General features: G+C 65.7%; 13 protein-coding genes. 6 read left to right on the forward strand and 7 right to left on the reverse strand.

Going from position 1 to position 21,833, the window contains the following annotated elements:
- The first annotated feature begins 36 nt into the window (after window positions 1-36).
- Together BLS91_RS12825 and BLS91_RS12830 are read left to right on the forward strand one after the other, a co-directional pair.
- Window positions 37-858, forward strand: a complete 822-nt coding sequence (locus tag BLS91_RS12825) for an aldo/keto reductase (RefSeq protein WP_092341158.1) — start codon at window positions 37-39, stop codon at window positions 856-858.
- 241 nt (window positions 859-1,099) lie between these two features.
- Window positions 1,100-2,242, forward strand: a complete 1,143-nt coding sequence (locus BLS91_RS12830) for a glutathione-independent formaldehyde dehydrogenase (RefSeq protein ID WP_092341159.1) — start codon at window positions 1,100-1,102, stop codon at window positions 2,240-2,242.
- 180 nt (window positions 2,243-2,422) lie between these two features.
- Here BLS91_RS12830 and BLS91_RS12835 read toward each other — a convergent pair whose 3' ends face one another.
- The 4 genes from BLS91_RS12835 to BLS91_RS12850 form a co-directional block, all read right to left on the reverse strand.
- Window positions 2,423-2,935 (reverse strand): hypothetical protein, encoded by a 513-nt coding sequence (locus tag BLS91_RS12835; RefSeq protein WP_198412701.1) that lies wholly within the window; start codon window positions 2,933-2,935, stop codon window positions 2,423-2,425.
- 217 nt (window positions 2,936-3,152) lie between these two features.
- Window positions 3,153-5,414, reverse strand: coding sequence for an NAD-dependent DNA ligase LigA (gene ligA, locus BLS91_RS12840; RefSeq protein WP_092341160.1), 2,262 nt, complete (start codon window positions 5,412-5,414; stop codon window positions 3,153-3,155).
- On the reverse strand, window positions 5,407-6,579 hold the full coding sequence (gene mnmA, locus BLS91_RS12845) for a tRNA 2-thiouridine(34) synthase MnmA (protein ID WP_092341161.1): 1,173 nt from the start codon (window positions 6,577-6,579) through the stop codon (window positions 5,407-5,409). Before mnmA ends, ligA begins: the two co-directional genes overlap by 8 nt.
- A gap of 55 nt (window positions 6,580-6,634) precedes the next feature.
- Complete coding sequence (locus BLS91_RS12850; RefSeq protein WP_092341162.1) at window positions 6,635-7,828, reverse strand: cysteine desulfurase family protein; 1,194 nt, start codon at window positions 7,826-7,828, stop codon at window positions 6,635-6,637.
- Window positions 7,829-7,928: 100 nt separating this feature from the next.
- On the opposite strand from BLS91_RS12850, the gene glgX reads away from it, so the two are divergent.
- Window positions 7,929-10,007: a glycogen debranching protein GlgX gene (gene glgX / locus BLS91_RS12855; RefSeq protein WP_092341163.1), complete on the forward strand. Its 2,079-nt coding sequence runs from the start codon at window positions 7,929-7,931 to the stop codon at window positions 10,005-10,007.
- Between the two features lie 4 nt (window positions 10,008-10,011).
- Here the strand turns inward: glgX and glgP are convergent, their stop codons facing one another.
- Window positions 10,012-12,579: an alpha-glucan family phosphorylase gene (gene glgP / locus BLS91_RS12860; protein WP_092341164.1), complete on the reverse strand. Its 2,568-nt coding sequence runs from the start codon at window positions 12,577-12,579 to the stop codon at window positions 10,012-10,014.
- 116 nt (window positions 12,580-12,695) lie between these two features.
- Between glgP and BLS91_RS12865 the strand changes: the two genes are divergently transcribed.
- Both BLS91_RS12865 and glgB read left to right on the forward strand, forming a co-directional pair.
- Complete coding sequence (locus BLS91_RS12865; RefSeq protein WP_420838505.1) at window positions 12,696-14,801, forward strand: alpha-1,4-glucan--maltose-1-phosphate maltosyltransferase; 2,106 nt, start codon at window positions 12,696-12,698, stop codon at window positions 14,799-14,801.
- The gene (gene glgB / locus BLS91_RS12870; RefSeq protein ID WP_092341165.1) at window positions 14,798-17,116 is read left to right on the forward strand and encodes a 1,4-alpha-glucan branching protein GlgB; all 2,319 of its coding nucleotides are present in this window, start codon (window positions 14,798-14,800) and stop codon (window positions 17,114-17,116) included. The genes BLS91_RS12865 and glgB overlap by 4 nt, the downstream gene beginning before the upstream one ends.
- 26 nt (window positions 17,117-17,142) lie before the next feature.
- Here glgB and BLS91_RS12875 read toward each other — a convergent pair whose 3' ends face one another.
- Entirely contained in the window at window positions 17,143-18,135 is a 993-nt protein-coding gene (locus tag BLS91_RS12875; protein WP_092341166.1) for a tetratricopeptide repeat protein, read from the reverse strand.
- Window positions 18,132-19,973: a DUF8094 domain-containing protein gene (locus BLS91_RS12880; protein ID WP_092341167.1), complete on the reverse strand. Its 1,842-nt coding sequence runs from the start codon at window positions 19,971-19,973 to the stop codon at window positions 18,132-18,134. The genes BLS91_RS12875 and BLS91_RS12880 overlap by 4 nt, the downstream gene beginning before the upstream one ends.
- A 245-nt stretch (window positions 19,974-20,218) precedes the next feature.
- Here BLS91_RS12880 and BLS91_RS12885 point away from each other — a divergent pair, with 245 nt between their 5' ends.
- Window positions 20,219-21,826 (forward strand): coiled-coil domain-containing protein, encoded by a 1,608-nt coding sequence (locus tag BLS91_RS12885; protein WP_092341168.1) that lies wholly within the window; start codon window positions 20,219-20,221, stop codon window positions 21,824-21,826.
- The last annotated feature ends 7 nt before the right edge of the window (window positions 21,827-21,833 follow it).

Below are 21,833 nucleotides of genomic sequence, written 5' to 3' on the forward strand. Positions count from 1 at the left end.
AGACCGTCTGGATATGCACACGACGCAAGGAACCGCATGCGCGAAACCGACTTCTTGAACGGCGTTCGGGTACCCGTCATTGGGCAGGGAACCTGGCATCTCGGTGAAGACCCCGCGAAGCGAAAGACCGAGGTGGCGGCCCTGGGCGCCGGGATCGACGCCGGCCTGACCGTGATCGACACCGCCGAAATGTATGGCGACGGTGCCTCGGAAGAACTCGTCGGCGAGGCCATTCGAGGGCGACGCGATGAGGTCGTGCTGGTCAGCAAGGTCTACCCACATAATGCGAGCCGCAGCGGTGTCGTCGCTGCGTGCGAGCGCAGCCTGCGCCGGCTCGGAACCGATCGACTCGATGTCTACTTACTGCATTGGTCCGGCAGTATTCCACTCTCCGAGACCGTCGACGGGTTCGAACACCTCCGTGCCGCTGGCAAGATTCGGAGTTGGGGGTTATCGAATTTCGACCTGGATGATCTGGAGCCAGTACCCGAGGGATGTGCCACCAACCAGGTGCTCTACAACCTCGGCAGTCGGGGCATCGAGTTCGATCTGCTGCTTTGGCAGCAACACCAGCGTATGCCGCTTATGGCCTATTCGCCGCTCGGGCAGGGACCGTCCCTGTTGGAACATCCGCTGCTGGCCGAACTGGGAAAATGGCACGGGGTGACTGCTGCCCAGATCGCCCTGGCCTGGGTTATCCGGCAACCGGGCATCATCGCGATCCCCAAGGCTTCGTCTCTCGAGCACGTGCGCCAGAATGTCGGCGCGGGCGCGGTGGTTCTCGATGCTGAAGATTGTCTGGCTCTCGATAACGCATTTCCGGTGCCTCGCGGAAAGCAACCGCTCGATATTCTGTGACGGCGTCCGCTCGTTCCTGAAGCGCACTCCGGTCAGGTCGGGTTCTCTGAATTTGGTCACCGTCCGGACAGCCACCTCCACGAGGTGCGCAGTGGCAGATCATGTCCGATCGTGATAAAACTGAGGCATGCTCATTTTCCGCACAGTCTAGAACTGTCGGGACATTCATCCATTCAATACCTCCGAAAGTGAAGACGGATCTTCCGCAGCCACATTCAAAAAAGTCAAGGAGTGAAAAGAAATGAAGGCAGTCGTTTACAAGGGCCCAAATGAAGTCAGTGTTGAAGACGTTCCGGACGCCAAGATCGAACGTCCCACTGATGTTTTGGTTCGCATTACGGCAACAAATATCTGCGGTTCAGATTTGCACATGTACGAGGGGCGCACCGACTTCGAAGTTGGACGCACGTTTGGCCACGAAAATATGGGCGAGGTCATCGAGATCGGTAACGGCGTCGACGCGGTCAAGGTCGGCGATCGGGTCGTGTTGCCGTTCAATATTTCCTGCGGATTTTGCAAGAATTGCGAACGCGGTTTTACCAACTATTGCATGACCACTCAACCAGACCCGGTCGGCGCGGGCGCCGCTTACGGCTTCGCGGGAATGGGTCCGTATCCCGGCGGTCAAGCCCAAATGCTGCGTGTGCCCTACGGCGACAGCAACTGCCTGCGCTTGGGTGAAGACGCGATAGAAAAGCAAAACGATTACGTGATGCTGTCGGACATCTTTCCGACGGGTTATCACGCTACCGAGATGGCCGGCGTTATCCCCGGTGACACCGTGGTGATTTACGGTGCGGGTCCGGTCGGGCTCATGGCCGCCCTGTCCGCGACGATCAAGGGCGCGAGTAAAGTCTGGGTTGTGGACCGACGCCCGGACCGGCTGGCCCTCGCCGAGCAGATCGGTGCAATCGCCGTTGATGATTCGAAGGTGGATCCGGTTCAGTTCGTGCTGGACCAGACCAAGGGTATCGGCGCGGATCGGGGTTGTGAATGCGTGGGCTATCAGGCCCACGATCCACAGGGCACCGAAGATCCCGCTATGACTCTGAATCGGCTGATTCAGTCCGTGCGCATCACCGGGGGCATTGGCGTTGTCGGCGTCTTTCTGCCGGCAGATCCCGGCGGCTTCGACGAGAACGCTAAGCAGGGCAAGCTGGCCATTGACTATGGCCTGCAGTGGCTCAAGGGGCAAAGCATGGGCAGCGGCCAATGCCCGGTGAAGAAATACAATCGGCAATTGCGCGACCTGATTGCCGTGGGCAAGGCCAAGCCTTCATGGATCGTTTCGCACGAGGTCCCGCTCAGCGAAGCCGTGGATGCCTACAAGAACTTCGGCGACCGCAATAACGGGTGGACCAAAGTCATCCTCAAGCCCGAGTAGACCACTGTCGAACTAACTCGCCGCGGCGCGTTCACCGCTCGGACTCGAACGTGGAAGGAGTGAACACGAGTTCGTCCAATGATCCAACCGAAAGCGCAACCATCACAGGCACCGACATGGTCGCCGAGTTCGGCGGGGCGGCATTCGCGGGTGCCGCCCCTGATCAGCCGGACGACCCGTTCACCGGGACCCGTTCACCGGGACGGCGCGTTCAGCGGGACGGCGCTTGCCGCCCGAAGCCCCACAGGGTAGCGGCGACAACAACCCCATATGCCAGTGCGGGGCGATGTCGCTGGCCCAGTCTTTGGCGGTCCAGGTGCGGGGGTCGGTCACCCCGAGAACCGTCATCGGCACGTTGCCGCCAATCAGCGCGCCAACCGTGGCCGCCAGTCCGCTCATCACCGGCGCGGGTCGCCAACCGGCAGAGCGGAAGAGTCCGAGCAGTGCACCAACACCCACGCCCACGATCACACCGGTCATCGGCCCGATGCCCGCGATCCGATTTTTTCTCACCACGTCAGATCCGGGGATTGTGAGCTGGGCGACGTCGGCAAGTTTCTCGACGGTGGCCTGCGGAGTGGAGCTGGCCGGTCTGCCTTTGAGCGCCATCCCGAGGTAGCTCACGGCGTTGAGCGCGGTGGTGCCTGCCGCGCCAGCCGCCGCGCCGCCCAGGAACCCACGGAGCAGGCTCATGGTCGACGAACGAGTTCGGCGGAGAAATAGTAATCGCATGTGCTGGGCATGGCACTCCTTCGAAAGAGGCGACAACGCATCGGCCTGATTTCGGCTTACACCGACAGCAGCCGCATTTCAAGAGGACTGGCTGTAGTGGCCCATTACGAACAACGTCGGACGCTCGGTGCGCGGCCGGTGGAATTTCACGCAAAACCAAGGAAACCTGTGCGGCAGCCTACGTGGATGCAGGTGAGGACGCGGGCGCCAACCCGGCCGGCCCCTCCGCGAGCAGGGTACGAAACTCGTCGGCGTCGAGAATGCGGATGCCGAGGGTTTCGGCCTTGCCGAGCTTGGATCCTGCGCCCGGCCCGGCGGCGACGAAGTCAGTGTTCTTCGACACGCTCGACGCGCTCTTGCCGCCGGCGGCGATGATCGCCTCCTGGGCGCCCTCCCGCGTGAAGCCCTCGAGCGAGCCGGTAGCGACGACAGTGAGCCCGGCGAGCACTCCTCCGGCGGCCTCGGCCGCGCCAGGACCTGGATGCCCCAGCGTGGCGAATTGCACGCCGGCCGCGGCCCACTGGGTGATGATTGCGACGTGCCAGTCCACCAGGAACCAGGCGAGCACCGCGTCAGCGATAATGCCGCCGACGCCGTCGACCTCGGCGAGTTCCTCCCGGCTGGCCGCGCGAATGGCGTCGAGCGAACCGAAATGGTTCGCCAGTGCGCGGGCGGCGACCGGGCCGACGTGACGGATGTTGAGCGATACCAGGATGCGCCAGAGCGGCTTGGTCTTGGCTTTCTCGATCTCGGCGAGCAGTTTGAGGGCACTCGCCGAGGGCTGCAAACCGGTCAGGCCCGCCTTCTTCTCGGCGGGGTTCGGATTGCGCGAGAACGGCATGCGGATTTTTGCGACCCCGTCGTCGTCTTCCTTCGGCAGTCCGGTCTCGGCGTCGCGCACGATCACCTGGATCGGCAGCAGGTCGGCAAGTTCAAGGTCGAACAGGCCTGCCTCAGTCGACAGCGGCGGGTCGGCCGGCACGGTCGGCTGGGTGAGCGCGGAGGCCGCGACCTCGCCGAGCACCTCGATGTCGAGGCCGCCGCGGCTGCCGATGTGTTCGACCCGACCGCGCACCTGGGCCGGGCAGCTGCGTGCATTCGGGCAGCGCAGGTCGATATCGCCCTCCTTCGCGGGGGCGAGCGGGGTGCCGCATTCCGGGCAGTTCAGGGGCATGACGAATTCGCGTTCGGTGCCGTCGCGCAGCTCGACGACCGGGCCGAGCACCTCGGGGATGACGTCGCCGGCCTTGCGCAGCACGATGGTGTCGCCGATCAGCACGCCCTTGGCCTTGACGACGTCCTGGTTGTGCAGGGTCGCCTGGCGCACCTCGGAACCGGCCACGAGCACTTTTTGCATCACAGCAAATGGGGTGGCGCGGCCGGTACGGCCGACGCTCACGACGATGTCGAGCAGTTTCGTGTTGACCTGCTCCGGCGGGTACTTGTAGGCGATGGCCCAGCGCGGTGCCCGGTTTGTGGCGCCGAGTTCGGCGTGCAGGGCCAGTTCGTCGATCTTGATGACGATGCCGTCGAGTTCGTGCACCACGCTGCCGCGGTGGGCTCCGTAGTACTCGATGAACTCGGCAGCCTCGGCAACCGACTCGACCACCTTGAAGTAGCTGCTGGTCGGCAGTCCCCACCCGTCGAGCAGGCCGTAGACCTCGGATTGCGTGCTGACGGGCGGGTTCTCCCAGGCGCCGATGCCGTGCACGAGCATGCGCAGCCGCCCCAGGCGGGCCTTCATGAGGCGCAGTTGGTCGGTGTTCTTGCCGGCCGCCTTCTGGCGCAGCGACCCGGCCGCCGCGTTGCGGGCATTCGCGAACACTCGCTCGCCCGCTGCGGACTGTGCGGCATTCAGCTCGTCGAAGGCGGCAGTGGGAAAGAACACCTCGCCACGCACCTCCATCAACGACGGATGCCCGGTGCCGTCCAGGCGAGACGGGATGCCGGGCACGAGGTCTATGTTCTCGGTGACGTCTTCGCCGACGACCCCGTCACCGCGGGTGGCCGCGGAGACGAGCACTCCATCGGCGTAGCGCAGATTGATGGCGAGGCCGTCGATCTTGAGCTCGCACAGATAGTGCACCGCGCGGCCCGAGTTCTCCGCGGCCTTGCGGGCCCAGGCGTCGAACTCGTCGAGGGAGAAGACGTTGTCGAGGCTGAGCATCCGTTCGGCGTGGGTGACCGGGTCGAACAGTGTGACCTCGGCGCGGCCGCCGACGGTCTGAGTGGGGCTGTCTTGGCTCTGCAGCTCGGGGTGCAGCCGCTCCAGCTCGCCGAGGCGCCGCACGAGCAGGTCGTAGTCGGCGTCGGAGATGACGACCGTGTCCTGCCCGTAGTAGGCGTCCCGGGCGGCGAGTACGCGGGTGGTGATGTCGGCAGCCTCGGCGGCTGCGGCGACGAGGTCGTCAGGGGTGGTGTCGGCGACGGACTCAGGCATTGACCGGGACGGGGCTGGCCGAAGCGGTAGGTGCTGAGACGGAACTGCCTGATGAAATCGGTACGGCGCTGACCGTGCGATCGATGGTGCATTGGCCGAGTGCCCGGGTGCCGACGTAGACGACGGCGGTCTGCCCGGGGGCGACGCCGGCGAGCGGCTGGTTCGGAATGATGCGCAATTCGACCGTGCCGTCGACGCCGGTGACGGCGGCGGTTGAAACGACCTGGGCTACGGCAGGTTCCGGGTCGGCGTGGGCGCGAATCTGCACATGACAGGCGAATTCCACCTCTGGATGCTCGGGGGCGAGCCCGGCCCAGGTGTACTTGTTGCCGGCGATCTCCTTGATGGCGAGCGCCTCCTTCGGACCGACGACGACCGTGTTGGTGATCGGGCGCACCTCAAGCACGAAGCGCGGCTTGCCGTCGGCGGCCGGAGTGCCAATGGAGAGGCCCTTGCGCTGGCCGACCGTAAACGCGACGGCGCCGTCGTGCTGCCCGAGGGTGTTGCCCTCCCGGTCAAGGATGTCGCCGGTTACCGGGGCGACGCGTTCGCCGAGCCAGCCCTTGGTATCGCCGTCTGGAATAAAGCAGATGTCGTAGGAGTCGGGCTTGTTCGCCACCGAGAAGCCGCGTTCGGCGGCTTCTTTCCGCACCTCGGCCTTGGTCGGCGTGGCGCCGAGCGGAAACATGGAGTGGTTAATCTGGTCAGCGGTGAGCACGCCGAGCACGTAGGACTGGTCTTTAGCCCAGGCGGCCGCGCGGTGCAGCTCCTTGTTGCCATCGGCATCCGTCAGAATGCTCGCGTAGTGGCCGGTGCAGACGGCGTCGAAGCCGAGGGCCATGGCCTTTTCGAGCAGGGCGGCGAACTTGATCTTTTCGTTGCAGCGCATGCACGGGTTCGGGGTACGGCCGGCGGCGTATTCGGCGATAAAGTCGTCGACGACGTCGAGCTTGAACCGTTCGGAGAAGTCCCAGACGTAGTAGGGGATGCCCATGATGTTGGCGGCGCGCTGGGCATCCATTGAATCTTCAACGGTGCAACAGCCGCGACTGCCGGTGCGCAACGTGCCCGGCATTCGGCTCAGTGCGAGATGCACGCCGACCACCTCGTGCCCCGCTTCGACCGCGCGCGCGGCTGCGACGGCGGAATCAACACCGCCACTCATTGCTGCTAAAACCTTCACCCAACGAGTGTACGCGGAGTATCTGACACGGCCAAGGTCAGCGCCCGGGCACCCGATCGGCCATTCCGGCCCGGAGCGCCTGGGCGTGCGCGGCCGGCAACGCCGCGAGCAGCGCGTCGACGTCGGCATCGGTCGACGTGTGGCCCAGGGTGATCCGCAGAGCACCGCGGGATTCGATCTCGTTGCGCCCCATCGCCCGCAGCACGTGCGAGGGTTCGGGCACCCCGGCCTGGCAGGCCGACCCGGTCGACACCGACACCCCGGCGGCGTCGAGCAGAAACAGCAGCGAGTCGCCCTCGCAGCCGGCAAAACTGAAGTGCGCGTTACCCGGCAGCCGAATGATCGGGTCGCCATTGAGCACAGCATCGGGTGCGACCCGCGCCACGCCTGCGATCACCCGGTCGCGCAGGGCTGCCAGGCGCGCGGTTTCGCCGCCGGCAGCCGCAGACAGCTCAGCCGACAGAGCGGATGCCGCCACCGCGAACGACACCGCTGCCGCGACATCCTGCGTGCCGCTGCGCACCTTACGCTGCTGTCCGCCACCGTGGATGAGCGGTTCGACGGTGGTGGCGCGACCGAGCACGAGAGCGCCGATACCGACCGGTCCGCCGACCTTGTGCGCCGAGACGCTGAGCGCCGACACCCCGGCGGCGGCCAGCGTGCGAAAGTCCACCGGAATATAGCCGTACGCCGCAACGGCGTCGACGTGCACCGGAATGCCGTGCACCGCGGCGAGCGCCGCCACCTCGGCGACGGGTTCGATGGTGCCGACCTCATTGTTGGCCATGATCACGCTGACCAGCGCAATATCAAACGGGTCCCGGGCAATAGCAGCCTTGAGCGCGGCGAGGTCGACGCGGCCCTGGTCGTCGAGCGGAATCCACTCGATCACGGCACCGTCATGCTCGGCGAGCCACTCGACGGTGTCGAGGGTGGCGTGGTGTTCGCCGCCGGGCACCAGAATGCGCCGGCGCGGGGCGCGCGCCCAGTACAGCCCCTTGATTCCGAGGTTGATGGCCTCGGTGCCGCTGCCGGTGAAAACAACCTCGATCGGGTCGCAGCCGAGGCTGGCGGCCACGATTTCGCGCGACTCTTCGAGCATCCGCTTGGCATTCTGCCCCTGGCTGTGCACCGAAGCGGGGTTACCGACGACACCCATCGCTTCGGCGTAGGCGGCAATAGCGGCGGGGAGCATGGGCGTGGTCGCCGCATGGTCCAAATAGACAACCATGCCCCCTATTTTACGCCCCCAAATTTTACGCACCCCAAATTTACCGTCGAGCGGATGCCGGTGGTCGTCAGCTTCCCGCACACTGATTATTCTTGAACCCATGAGTTCCACCGATCCCCTGCGCAACCTCGGTGTGCGACTAACCAGCGCCGGCGGCGAACTACGGGTGTGGGCCGAACACGCCGACGCCATGGACCTGTGTCTTTTCGACGACACCGACCCGAACTGGATCGTCAAGAGCGTGCCGATGACCAAGGACGTGCACGGCGTGTGGTCCGGCAAATCGCGCACGCTGTCCCCTGGGCGCCGCTACGGTATCCGCGTCTCCGGCCCGGCCAGCTCGAAGAACTCGTTTCACCCGGAGAAAACCCTGATCGAACCGTATTCTCGTGGTCTGGTGCGGGTCGGGGCCGGACTTTGGCAGTCCTCGGTGGTCGATGACTATTTCGACTGGAACGGCGCCACGAAACCGAAAGTCGCCCTCGACCACACGGTGGTCTATGAGGCGCACGTGCGCGGCGTCAGCCGGCTCAATCCGCTGGTGCCGGCCGTCCTGCGCGGCACCTATGCCGGGCTCGCCCACGAATCGACCATCGCCTACCTAAAAGACCTCGGCGTGACCGCGGTCGAGCTGTTGCCGGTGCAGGCGTTCGTGTCGGAGCAGCGTCTCATCAAACAGGGCCTAATCAACTACTGGGGTTACAACACCCTCAACTTTTTTTCGCCGCACGCCGACTACGCCACCCAGGCAGCGCAGTCGGCCGGTCCGGCCGCTGTGCTGCGCGAGTTCAAAGGCATGGTCAAGCTGCTGCACGAGGCCGGGCTCGAAGTCATTTTGGACGTGGTCTACAACCACACGGCCGAGGAGGGTCGCAACGGCCCGGTCACGAGCCTGCGCGGCATCGATAACGCGGCATATTACCGTCAGGACGATTCCGGGGCGTATATCGACGTGACCGGGTGCGGCAACACGGTCAATTTCAGCCACGACGTGCCGAAGCGCCTCGTGCTCGATTCCCTGCGGTACTGGGCCAACGAGGTGCAGGTCGATGGGTTCCGCTTCGACCTGGCCGCTACGCTCGGCCGGGACGCCGGCGTGGTCTACGACCCGCAACATCCGCTGCTCACCGAGATTCGCGACGACCCGGAGCTGGCGGGTGTGAAACTCATCGCCGAACCGTGGGATGTCGGGCAGGGCGGCTGGCAGACCGGCAATTTTCCGCCCGGGTGGACCGAGTGGAACGACCGCTACCGCGACCGGATGCGCGACTTCTGGCTCTCCGACATGAAGAGTCTGCGTCTGACCGGCTCGGCCGGCAGCGGCATCGGACGCTTTGCGACCCGCGTCGCCGGGTCGTCGAACACTTTTTCGGAAGCGCGCGGCCCGCTCGCCTCGCTCAACTTCATCACCGCGCACGACGGCTTCACCCTCGCCGATCTCACCGCCTACGATACGAAGCACAACCTCGGCAACGGCGAGTCGAACCGTGACGGCACCGACAACAACAGCTCCTACAACCACGGCGTCGAGGGTCCGACCCGCGACGTGGCCATTCTGGCCACCAGGCGGAAGGCCATGCGCAACCTGCTCGGCACACTGCTGCTCTCGGCCGGCATTCCCATGCTCACCGCCGGCGACGAGTTCGGCCGCAGCCAGCGCGGCAACAACAACGCCTACTGCCAGGACAGCGAGCTGACCTGGCTCAACTGGGACTTCGACGACTGGCAGCAGGACCTGCACCGGGTCACCCGCCGCCTTCTGCAGCTGCGCCGGGAAAACCCGGCCCTGCGCCCCGTGCACTTCGGTCGCTTCGGCGAGACGACGCCGAGCGCCAGCCAGCTGGACTGGTACAACATCGCCGGCGAAGCGCTCACCGGGGAGGCCTGGAACTCGCCGACCGAGCGCACCCTGCAGTACATGGCAGCGTCCACCCCCGAACACGAAGCCTTCAACCGTATTTTGCTCGTGGTGAACGCCCGCGAGCAGGACGAGACGGTCACCCTGCCAGCGCACGAGGGAGTGGATGCCTACACACTGCTCTGGGATTCCGGTCACGACGACCTGCGCGACTCGGTGATCGAGCACGCGCCCGGCACTGCCCTGTTCGTGTCCGGTGCGTCGATGCAGCTGATGCGGGCGCACGGCGCGTTCGTTCCGCGCCGCGCACGGCGCGCCTGACCGGCTAGTTCGCGATGGCGACCAGACCCATTTCGGCCGGGCTGATCAGCAGGTCATTGCGGGGAACGACACGCACGGTATACCCAAAGGCTCCGGCCCGGTCGAGCTCGACCGTTCCGGTGAACAGGGTGGCGCCGCCGGTCGATGCTTCTTTCAGCGGTGCCGGTTCGAGCGCCTGAATGGCCACGTCGCGCAGCTCGTCGGTGCCCAGGCTCTTGCCGTAGACGACCTCGACGGTCACGTCCTCTGCCGCCAGTCCGCCGAGCTGCACGTGTGCGCGCAGGTGCAGGTCGTCGCCCACTTCGGGCACCGACGAGACACCGCCCGATTCCACGTGGGTCACCGCGACCTGCGGCCAGGCCGACACGATCCGGCCCTTCCACGCGGCCAGTTCGCGGGCCGCGCGGTAGTTGTTGGCCGACATCAGCCCTTCGTAGTGTCCGGCCGGGCGATACAGCCGCTGCACGTACTCGCTGACCATACGGTCGGCGGACAGTGCCGGCGAGAGGGTGGCGAGGGTGTGCCGAATATTCGAGACCCACCGTTCGGGCACGTCATCGGCGTTCCGTTCGTAGAACGTCGGGGCGACCTGATGCTCGATCAGGTCGTAGAGCGCTTCGGCTTCGAGCCGGTCGCGTTCAGCGGAGTCGCCGGCCGAATCGGCAGACGGAATCGCCCAGCCGTTCTTGCCGTCGTAGTATTCGGGCCACCAGCCGTCGAGGATCGACAGGTTGAGGGCACCGTTGAGGGCAGCCTTCATGCCGCTCGTTCCGCAGGCCTCGAGCGGACGGAGCGGATTGTTGAGCCAAACATCCGTTCCCGGGTACATCAGCTGGGCCATGGCGATGTTGTAGTCGGGCAGAAAAGCGATGCGCGTGCGCAGGGCCGGGTCGGCCGCGAACTGCACGATCTTCTGGATCAGGCGTTTGCCCTCTTCGTCGGCGGGGTGCGACTTGCCGGCGATGACGATCTGAATCGGATGCTCCGAGTGCAGCAGCAGGGCGCGCAAACGTTCAGGGTCGTGCAACATCAGGGTGAGCCGCTTGTAGGTAGGAACACGGCGGGCGAACCCGATGGTCAGCACGTTCGGGTCGAAGACACGATTGATCCAGGTCGGGGGGATGCCGCCCGGGTTCTGGTCCCGCCAGGCGTTCAGCAGTCGGCGGCGGGCATCCTCGACGAATTGCAGGCGCATCTGACCGCGCACCGACCACAGGTCCTGGTCGGAGACATCCGCAGAGGCCCAGTTGGCCGTCGAGGTGTCGCTCGTGCCGAGCTTGGTGTGGGCGAGGCTCTTCAGCGCCGGGTCGGTCCAACTCTGCGCGTGCACGCCATTCGTGATCGACGTGATCGGAACATCCGCTGAATCAAAGCCAGGCCACAGGCCGTTGAACATGCGACGGCTGACCTCGCCGTGCAGGGTCGAGACACCGTTGGCGTGCTGGCCGAGCCGCAACCCCATAATGGCCATGTTGAACACGTCGTTGGAACCGCCATCGTAGCTCTCAGCGCCGAGCGCGAGCAGATCTTCCACATCGACGCCGGGCAGCAGGTCGGTGCCGAAGTAGCGTCGCACGAGCGACCGCTCGAAGCGGTCGATGCCGGCGGCGACCGGAGTGTGGGTGGTGAAAACGGTGCCGGCGCGGGCCACCTGCAGAGCTTCCTGAAAGCTGAGGCCCTCGCCGATCAGGCTGGAGATGCGCTCGAGGCCGAGGAAACCGGCGTGACCCTCGTTGGTGTGGAACACTTCGGGCTCCGGCAGTCCGTGCAGCGAGCTCCACAGCTTCACCGCGCGAGCACCGCCGATGCCCAGCAGCAGTTCCTGCAGCAGGCGGTGTTCGCCGCCGCCGCCATACAGGCGGTCGGTGACCAGGCGCAGGTCGTCGGCGTTCTCCGGAATGTCGGCGTCGAGCAACAGCAAACGCACTCGGCCCACCTTGGCCTGCCAGACCCGGGCATGCAGGGTGCGGTCGTCGGGCAGCGCGAGCGACACCTGTACGGCGGAGCCGTCGGCCCGGCGCAGCACGGCGAGCGGAAGCCCGTCGGGGTCGAGCAGCGGATAGCTTTCCATCTGCCAGCCGTCAGGAGAGATGGCCTGGCTGAAGTAGCCGGCGCGATAGAACAGGCCGACGCCGACCAAAGGCAGGCCAAGGTCCGAAGCGCTCTTCAGGTGGTCACCGGCGAGAATGCCGAGGCCCCCCGAATACTGCGGCAGGGCAGCGGCGATGCCGAACTCCGGTGAGAAGTAGGCGATGGCGGCCGGCTTCTCGCCCTCGAGCCCCTGGTACCAGCGTGGCTGCTCGAGATAGTCGCGCAACCCGTCACGGGTGGCGTTGACCTCGGCGACGTAGTCGTGATCCTGCGCGAGATCGTCGAGGCGACGCGGGGCGACGGCACCGAGCAGCGCGACCGGGTCGGTGCCGATCTCGCGCCAGAGCTCGGGGGCAATGTGCTCGAATAGTTGCCGTGTGGGCTCATGCCACGACCAGCGGAGATTGCCGGCAAGCTCCTCCAGAGCCGCGAGCGGCTCGGGGAGAACGGCACGGACGGTAAATTTACGGATGGCCTTCACGAGGTCAACCTTAGGGGTGCCACGTGTCCAACACGTAACAGTCAAACTTCACCGCGCGCACGCCAGGAGGGCAGAACGCGGAAGCCATTGCCACGCTTTCACGCTACGGTCGTGGTGTGGCCAAGACAGCAGCAAAAAAAACGATCCTGACGACAGCATCGAGCAGCGCCCCCGCGCGCGTGTCTGCGGGCGCGGCTGCGGGAAGCCGCGCCGCCGCATCCGTTGGTCGAATCCCCGTTCTCGACCTGTCTCCCCAGCTGAACGACAACCTCTGGCCGGCCCGCGCCTTCGTGGGCGAAGTGGTGCCGTTTGGCGCGACCGCTTTTCGTGAGGGACACGACCTCATCGGCGTCGATCTGCAGCTGACGGCGCCCGACGGCAGCACCACGCGGCATCCGATGGCGTTGCAGGCCGACGGCACCGACCGCTACGGCACCGAGGCCCAACTCGGCGCTGCTGGCCACTGGACCTATCGGGTGCGAGCCTACGCCGACGACTTCGCCACCTGGGAACACAATGCCGCGATCAAGATACCGGCCGGCATTGACGTGGAACTCATGTTCACCATCGGCGGCGAACTCCTCACCCAGGCCGGCGTCGACAAAGCCCGCCCGCTCGCCGCCCGCCGTCTGTTTCAAGCGGCCGCGAAGACCCTCGCCGACACCGGTAAGCCGGCCACCGAGCGTTTTCTCGCCGTGGCAGATGCCGCCCTCCTGCAGGCCATCAGTGCCCACCCCCTCGCCGGACTAGCCTCGCTATCGGCCGAGCGCACGATTATCGTCGAACGGGCCAGAGCCGGGGTCGGCTCCTGGTACGAATTCTTTCCACGCTCGGAGGGCGCCGTGCGGCGCGCCGACGGCAGCTGGAAAAGCGGAACGTTCCGCACCGCAGCCAAGCGACTGCCCGAAGTGGCCGCCATGGGCTTCGACGTGCTCTACCTTCCGCCGATTCACCCGATCGGGCAGGCCTTTCGCAAGGGGCCGAATAATTCGCTCGAGGTCGCCCCCGGCGATCCGGGCTCGCCCTGGGCGATCGGCTCGAAAGACGGCGGCCACGACGCCATCCACCCAGACCTCGGCACGGTGGCCGACTTCACGTTCTTTCTGCAGAAGGCCGCCTCCCTCGGCATCGAGGTCGCCCTCGACTTTGCGCTGCAGGCTTCCCCCGACCATCCCTGGGTCACGGAACACCCGGAGTGGTTCACGACGCTGCCCGACGGCAGCATCGCCTACGCCGAAAACCCGCCGAAAAAATATCAGGATATCTACCCGATCAATTTCGACAATGATCCGGACGGCATCCGCGCCGAGGCGCTGCGCCTGCTGCGTTACTGGATCAGCCTCGGCGTGCGTATCTTTCGGGTGGACAACCCGCACACCAAACCGCTCGACTTCTGGGAATGGCTGCTCGCCGAAGTCAACCAGGCCGACCCCGACGTGGTGTTTCTGGCCGAAGCGTTCACTCGCCCGGCCCTCATGCAGGCGCTCGGCAAGGTCGGCTTCCAGCAGTCGTACACCTACTTCACCTGGCGCAACACGAAGATCGAGCTCGAGGAGTTCTTCGACGGCCTCGCCACCGACACCCCCGACTTTCTGCACCCGAACCTGTTCGTGAACACCCCCGATATTCTCACCGAATACCTGCAATTTGGCGGGCCGGCCGCCTTCAAGATTCGAGCGGCACTGGCCGCGACGGCGGCGCCGAGCTGGGGGGTCTACGCCGGTTTCGATCTGTTCGAGAACGTCGCACGGCCGGGCGCCGAAGAGAGCATCGACAACGAGAAGTACGAGTACCGGCCGCGTGACTGGAGCAAGGCCGAGGAGCTAGGTCAGTCCCTTGCGCCGTACCTCACGCTGCTGAACCGCATCCGCTCCGAGCATCCGGCGCTCGGCCAACTGCGCAACCTCGACATCCACTCGAGCGACGACGATTCGATCCTCGTCTACAGCAAGTACCTCGACGCGGCGTTCACCGGCACCGGCCAAGCGGATGCCCTCCTCATCGTCGCCAACGTCGACCCGCACTCGGTGCGCCAGACCGTGGTGCACCTCGACGTGACCCGGTTCGGCATTGCGCGCGGCGACACCTTCGACGTGCACGACCTCGTCTCGGGTGCCACCTGGACCTGGTCGGCCGATAACTTCGTGCGGCTCGATGCTTTCACCGAACCGGTGCACATTCTGCACGTCACTCCCCACGATCCTGGCCAGGGCCGCGCATGAGCGACGGCAAGAAGAAACACAAGAAGAAGAACAAGTCCACGGACGAGAAGGGTCAGGGAAAGAAAATCGACGCTAAGAAGGCTCAGTCCCCGAAGACACCGTCTGTGAAAAAGCACGTCGCCCCGCCCGAGCCGGCTGCGATCGACGATCACATCCTGGAGACCGTCGCCGCCGGCAGCTACTACAACCCCCACGAAATTCTCGGCCAGCACCTCGCCCACCAGACTGGCGTCTCCGACCCGCTCGTGATCATTCGCGCCCTACGCCCGCTTGCAACCGAGGTCTTCGCCATTCTCGCCAACGGCTCCCACGTGGAGCTGGCGCACCTCGCGCACGGCATCTGGCAGGGCGAAAGCACCCTCGGACTCAGCGACTACACGATCGAGGCCCGCTACGAGGACGCCCTCACCTGGATCTGCGATGACCCGTACCGATTCATCCCGACCCTCGGCGAGCTGGACCTGCACCTCATCGGTGAAGGCCGCCACGAGCGCCTCTGGGACGTTTTGGGCGCCCACCACCGTCAGCACCAGGGCATCACGGCGTCATCGACCGGCACTTCGTTCGCGGTGTGGGCACCGCACGCCCGCGCCGCACGGGTGATCGGCGACTTCAACGGGTGGAACGGCGTGACCCACGCCATGCGCAACATGGGAAGCACCGGCGTCTGGGAGCTGTTCATTCCGGGCCTCGAACTCGGCACCAACTACAAGTTTCAGCTGCTCGCGCAGTCCGGCGCCTGGGTGGAAAAGGCCGACCCGATGGCCCGTCTCGCCGAGGTACCACCGCAGACCGCGTCGGTCGTCACAGAGTCCCACTACGAGTGGGCGGATGACGCCTGGCTCTTCAATCGCAAGGCCAACGATCCGCACAACCAGGCCATGAGCGTCTACGAGATGCACGTCGGCTCTTGGCGCCCCGGCCTCGGCTACCGAGACCTGGCCGATGAGCTCGTCGGTTACCTGCAGGAACTGAGCTTCACGCACGTGGAATTCATGCCCCTGGCGGAGCATCCGTTTGGCGGTTCCTGGGGCTACCAGGTCAGCGGCTATTACGCACCGACCAGCCGGTTCGGCTCCCCCGACGACCTGCGCTACCTGATCGACCAGCTGCACCAGGCCGGCATCGGCGTGATCATGGACTGGGTGCCCGGTCACTTTCCCAAGGACGACTTCGCCCTGGCCCGGTTCGACGGCCAGGCCCTGTACGAGCACCCCGACCCGCGTCGCGGTGAGCAGCTGGACTGGGGCACCTACATTTTCGACTTCGGGCAGATGCAGGTGCGCAACTTCCTCGTCGCCAACGCGCTGTACTGGCTCGAAGAATTCCACATCGACGCCCTGCGCGTCGACGCCGTCGCCTCCATGCTCTACCTCGACTATTCGCGCGAAGACGGCCAGTGGGAGCCGAACCAGTACGGCGGCAACGAGAACCTTGAGGCGATCAGCCTGCTGCAGGAGATCACCGCGACGGCGTACAAGCGCAATCCGGGCACGATCATGATCGCCGAGGAATCCACCAACTGGGGCGGAGTGACGGCGCCGACCAGCGGTGGCGGCCTCGGTTTCGGGTTCAAGTGGAACATGGGCTGGATGCACGACTCGCTCGAGTACATGCAGGTCGACCCGATGTACCGCTCATACCATCACAACGACATCACGTTCTCGTTCATCTACGCCTTTAGCGAGAACTTCCTGCTGCCGATCAGCCACGACGAGGTCGTGCACGGCAAGGGCGCCCTGGTCTCCAAGATGCCCGGTGACTCCTGGCAGCAACTCGCCAATGTGCGCGCCTACCTCGCGTTCATGTGGGCGCACCCCGGCAAGCAGCTATTGTTCATGGGCAGCGAGTTCGGTCAGCGTTCGGAGTGGAGCGAAGAGCGCGGATTGGACTGGTGGATGCTCGACCAGCCGGCACACCGCGGCCTGTTCAATCTCGTCGGCCAGCTCAACCGGGTCTACCGCGACAACGCGAGCCTATGGAGCCGGGACAACGACCCGGGCGGCTTCGAACTGCTCGACGGCGGCGCTGCCAGCCAGAACGTCGTGTCGTTTCTGCGCTGGGACAACCACGGCGTTCCGGTCGCGTGCTTCTTCAACTTCGCCGGCCAGCCGCACACCGACTACCGGGTCGGCCTTCCGTTCGCCGGGCAGTGGGAGGAAATCCTCAACACGGATGCCGGCGACTTCGGCGGCTCCGGTGTGGGAAATCAGGGCAGTGTGAAGGCGTATAACGAGCCCTGGGCCGGTCGCCCGGCCTCGGCGACCGTGACCCTGCCGCCTCTGGCCGGTCTCTGGTTGCGCCTCCGCCGCTAACTATCCCGCGAGAGCGAAATGGAAAGTTAGTAGAGGAGGGCGGTGAGGCGCGAGCGTGTCGGGGGGACGCGGGGATCGTCCTGGCCGACGACCTCGAACAGCTCGAGGATGCGCTCGCGGATGGCGTTGCGCCCGGGGGCTGGCTGGGCCGGAAAGAGGCCGAGCAACCGATCGAAAGCGTCCTCGATGTGGCCGCCGGACAGATCGAGGTCGGCGACCAGAAGTTGGGCGTCGAGATCGTCGGGAGCGGATGCCGCCCCATTGCGAATCTGGTCGATGGTCTTGCCCTGCAGCCGCGCCAGCAGGCTAACCTGGGCCAGTCCGGCCACGGCCATCGTGTCGTTCGGGTTCTGCGCCAGTGCAGTGCGGTATTCGCTCTGGGCGGTGGCGTAGTCGCCGGCCTCGATGGCGGTGTACGCCTCCAGGTGGTGCGGTGGCAACGGCTCATCGACGGCAACGGCCGGCTCGGTGCCGGCGTTCGCGTCGGCGGCCTCGGCCGTGCCGGTCACGCCCTGCTGGGCGGCGAGCTCGAGCACCCGAACGAGCAGCTCCGCGATCTGCTCCTCGCCGAGCGGGCCGTTGAAGAGCTGTACCGGCTGACCGGTGATGACGGCGGCGACCGTGGGCACCGTCCGGACCTGGAACGCCTGAGCGAGTTGCGGATTCGCGTCAATGTCAACGCGGGCCAGCACGAACCGGCCGTCGAGGCCGGTGATGAGCTTCTCGAGCACCGCCAGAAGCTGGGTCGAAGGCTCGCTGCGGGGTGCCCACAGCCCGACGATCACGGGAACGCGGGACGAGAGCTCGAGCAGCTCACCGAAATTGGCGTCCGTGCCGTCGATGACGAGACTCGGAACCATGACGGGGCCGGACGGCGCCGGCGCTCCCCCCACGGGTGCACCGGTCACGGGCGCCCCGTTCGTGGCCACCGGGGGCGCGCCCGTCGGGGCACGGTTCACGAGCGAGGAGAGGTCGACCGCTCCGCGCAGGTTCGATCCGGAAGGGGGCATATTCGTCATGGAAGCTCCGCCGATGTGATGAGGCCCTGGGCAAAGCCCAGAAGCACGATTTTGTCGCTCGAACCGGCCGTGGGCACATAGAACAACAGCTGGTCGCGGTAGGTGTTCGAGAAGCCCTTGGCCGTGGTGGTGATGCCGGAGAGCGCCTTCGTGGCGAGGGCATCGGCCGCCGGACCCACGGTGGCACCGGCATCCACCGGCTTGACCGTTTCGGTCTCGGTCATGCTGACCGCCACGATGCTGCCCGAGTCGTTGGTCGCGAGGGCGACGGCTTCATCGCTGCCCGCGGCAGCCGCGAACTCGATCGACGCGGTCGACGGCAGGGCGGCGATCTTGGCCGCATTCAGGTCGGCGACCTGCACCCGGAAATTATCGCCCTCGCTCTCGAACAGCCCGAAGGAGGGGCTGGCTTCGCCCTGCACCAGGATGTCGGCGTACGCGGCGGCCAATTCATCCGGCGGCAGCAACAGCAACTTGTTGTCGGGAGCGATGGCCGGAGCACCGACGATGGCCGGAGCCACCTTGGGAACGTGCGCCGACTGCTCGAGCGCGAACAGGTAATCCACTTGGTAGTTCGTGCGGGGCGATTCCTGCTTGAGGATGACCGCCATCGTTGGAATGCTGGGGTCGTTTTCATCCTGGATGACGGTCATGACCACCCGCGGCCAGGAATTCGTCTGCTGCGGCAAGGTGAAGGTGAGCGGAGCACCCGCCAGAGCGACGAGAGGCGCCACGGCCGGATCCACGGCGCGAATCTTGTAGTTGGCCAGTCGTTGTTCCAGGGCCGGGCCGGTGAATCGCGTGGCGAGGGTCTCGGTATTCAGGTTCGCATCGGCATCCGCAGTGAGCAGCGAAATTTCGCTCATGATCGTCTCAAGCTGGGAGACGGTCACGGCGGGCGGTGGCAGCTCGGCGGCAGCTTCGACGGAATCGGTGGACTGGGGCGTCGGCGTTGGGGTCGCTGTGGCGGTGTTGGCCGTGCTGAAATCGGGCCACAGATCTGCCGAACAGCCACTCAACGCCAGACCGGAAACCACGATTATGGGAAGGATGGCGACCCGGCGAGCGATTCCTCGCCGTGACGTGATCTGACTGGCCTTGATCGCCTTCGGACGCGGCGCGCGCGGCAACCTGGGCATACGCGGACCGCGCGGAACATTGCGGCGCGGACGACGGGATCGACGCAGATGCAGCAGGGCCAGTAGGTACAACACCAGGCCGGCCAATAGCAGCAAGGCACCACCGGCCAGCAGCGGGCCCGCCCACGGCGTGGAATTGTCGGACGCCCACGATAAACGGATGCTGGCGGGCGCCGGTTCGATTCCGTCCGACGCGACGATCACCGAGATGCCCTCCGGCAGGGTCAGCGTGGTGGTCACGGAGTTCGTGCCGGAGTATTCGTCGAGCCACAGGTCGGAGCCGGCCGGATTCATGATCGCGGCGGCGGCATCCGTTGTGGCGGCATCCGTCCCTGCGCCACCGCCCGTGGCCCCCTCAGAATCGTCGGGCGTGACCGCCGCAGTGATGGTGGAGGTGAGCTCACCGGTTTTCTCGCTCAGGCCGACGGTGGCAAATGAGTCGTCACCGATCCAGGCCGCGACGTCTTCCGACCGCCCGTAGGCCACGAAGATGGGCCCGTCTCCGCGCACGTTGATGGTCTGGCTGCCCGAAGAGGCTGCGAGGGCGCTCGGGTCGATCACGGTGTACTTCGCCGTTCCGGTGACGGTCGAGCTCAGGGACGTGAAAGCGGGCTCGAGCAGGATCGTGCGCTGTGCGATGCCGAGAACGATCATCACGGCAGCAAGAACGAAGGCCGCAATGGCAAGAACAAAACGCACGTATCACCCTTCAGCATTTGAGCTGGTTGGTACTGTTCAGTCACTCTGGCTGACTCACGTGACTGAAAGTCCTCAGACACGGACCTTCTACGTTACTGCGTTCACCTGAAAGGTGCCTAATAGCAGCCGAGGCCCGGCCAGCCGATGATCGGGTATTCGCGACGGCGGCGAGACACTAAAATTGGGGGCGTTCCCCGTCATGCATGATCCATCGAGGGCCGGGGCCCCATCTGTAAGGAGTAAAAGTGTCTGACGACGAAGCTGATTTCACCCAGGTATTTCGCGGCTACGACAAGGACGAGGTGGCCAAGGCTATCCAGTCGCTGCGTCGCGAACTGATTCAAGCGAACACCCAGAACGCCGAGGCCGGCCGCGAGGTCAAACGCCTGGCGGCGCGCATCGACGATCTCAACGCCGAGATCGAAGAGGTTGGAAGCCCCACCTTCTCCGGACTTGGAACCAAGTTGGAGAACACCCTTCGCGTCGCCGAAGAGCAGTCCACTCGCGTCATCGCCCAGGCCGATATCGACGCCGAAAAGCTTCGGGCCGCTACCACTGACGAGGTGCAACTGCTCCGTCACAATGCCCTCGAGCAGGCCGAACGCACCCTGTCCGACGCCGCAGTCAAGGCGCGTCGGGTGCTCGATGACGTCAGGGTCGAAGCGGATGACGTGCGCGCCCGTGCCCAGGACGACCAGGCCCAGATCGTTCAGGATGCGGTTCGCGATGCCTCCCTGATTCGGGGCGCTGTCGCCACCGAGGCTGCGGAAGCCCGTGCCACGGTCAAGCGTGAGGTTGCGGCCATCCGCTCTGAAGCCGATCGTGAAGCGGCAGAAGTACGCGTGGTCGCTCAGCGTGAAGCCACCGAAGCCCGCGAGATCGCGGCCGGTCTGACAAACGAGACCGAACTCACCCGCGCCGAAGTAGCCCTGGAACTCGACCAGCAGCGGGCTGACCTGCAGCGCGAAACCGAGCAGGCCCGCGTCGATCTGGCCGCCGAGACCGACCAGGCCAGAGTCGATCTGGCTCGGGAGTCCGAGCTCGCCCGGCTGGCTGGCGCCCACGAGGCAGACCAGGCGCGCACCCTGCTCGCCGCCGAGATCGAACAGGGGCGCATTGACCTGGCCCGCGAGATCGAACAGGCACACGCAGTGACCGAGGTCGAACGCGAGCAGGCTCAGACCGATCTGGCCCGCGAACTTGATCGCAAGCGTGCCGGTCTGTCCCGCGAGATCGAACAGGGCCGCGCGGCCCTCGCCGCCGAGGTGGAGCAGGCCGCCGCCGACCTGGCCCGCGAGAACCAGCAGGCCCGCATCGACGCCGAGGCCGAGGCCGAGCAGGCCCGCATCGATCTGGAGAACCAGCTCACCGCCACGCGCAAGAAGGGCGAGCACGAAGCTAGCCGTCTGGCCCGGGAGATCGACCAGGCGCGAGCCGACTTCGACGTGGAGCTGAAGGCCCGCCGTGACGAGGCCGAGCAGGAGCACCTCGCCCGGCACCAGGAAGCCGTGGCGCAGGCGCAGAAGTTCCAGCTCGATGCTGCCAAACAGCTCACCGAGACGACCGAGCGTACCGCGGAACTGCGCACGCTCAACGACCAGCTCGATGCTGGCGCTCGCGAAGAGGCCAAAGCCAACAAGGAACTGGCCGAAGAGAGCGCCGCGCGCATTCTCAGCGACGCCCACACCACGGCAACCGCGCTCGTCACCGACGCCACGACACGCTCACGTACCCTCGTTGCCGACGCCGAAGACCGGTTGTCCCAGATTAGGATTGAGCGCGACGCCGTTGCCGGTTATTTTGAAAGCCTACGCAGCGTTTTGACCCAGGCAGAACGGGTCGCAGCCGAGTAATTCCCTA

The organism is Cryobacterium flavum (assembly GCF_900103805.1).
Taxonomy (GTDB): domain Bacteria; phylum Actinomycetota; class Actinomycetes; order Actinomycetales; family Microbacteriaceae; genus Cryobacterium; species Cryobacterium flavum.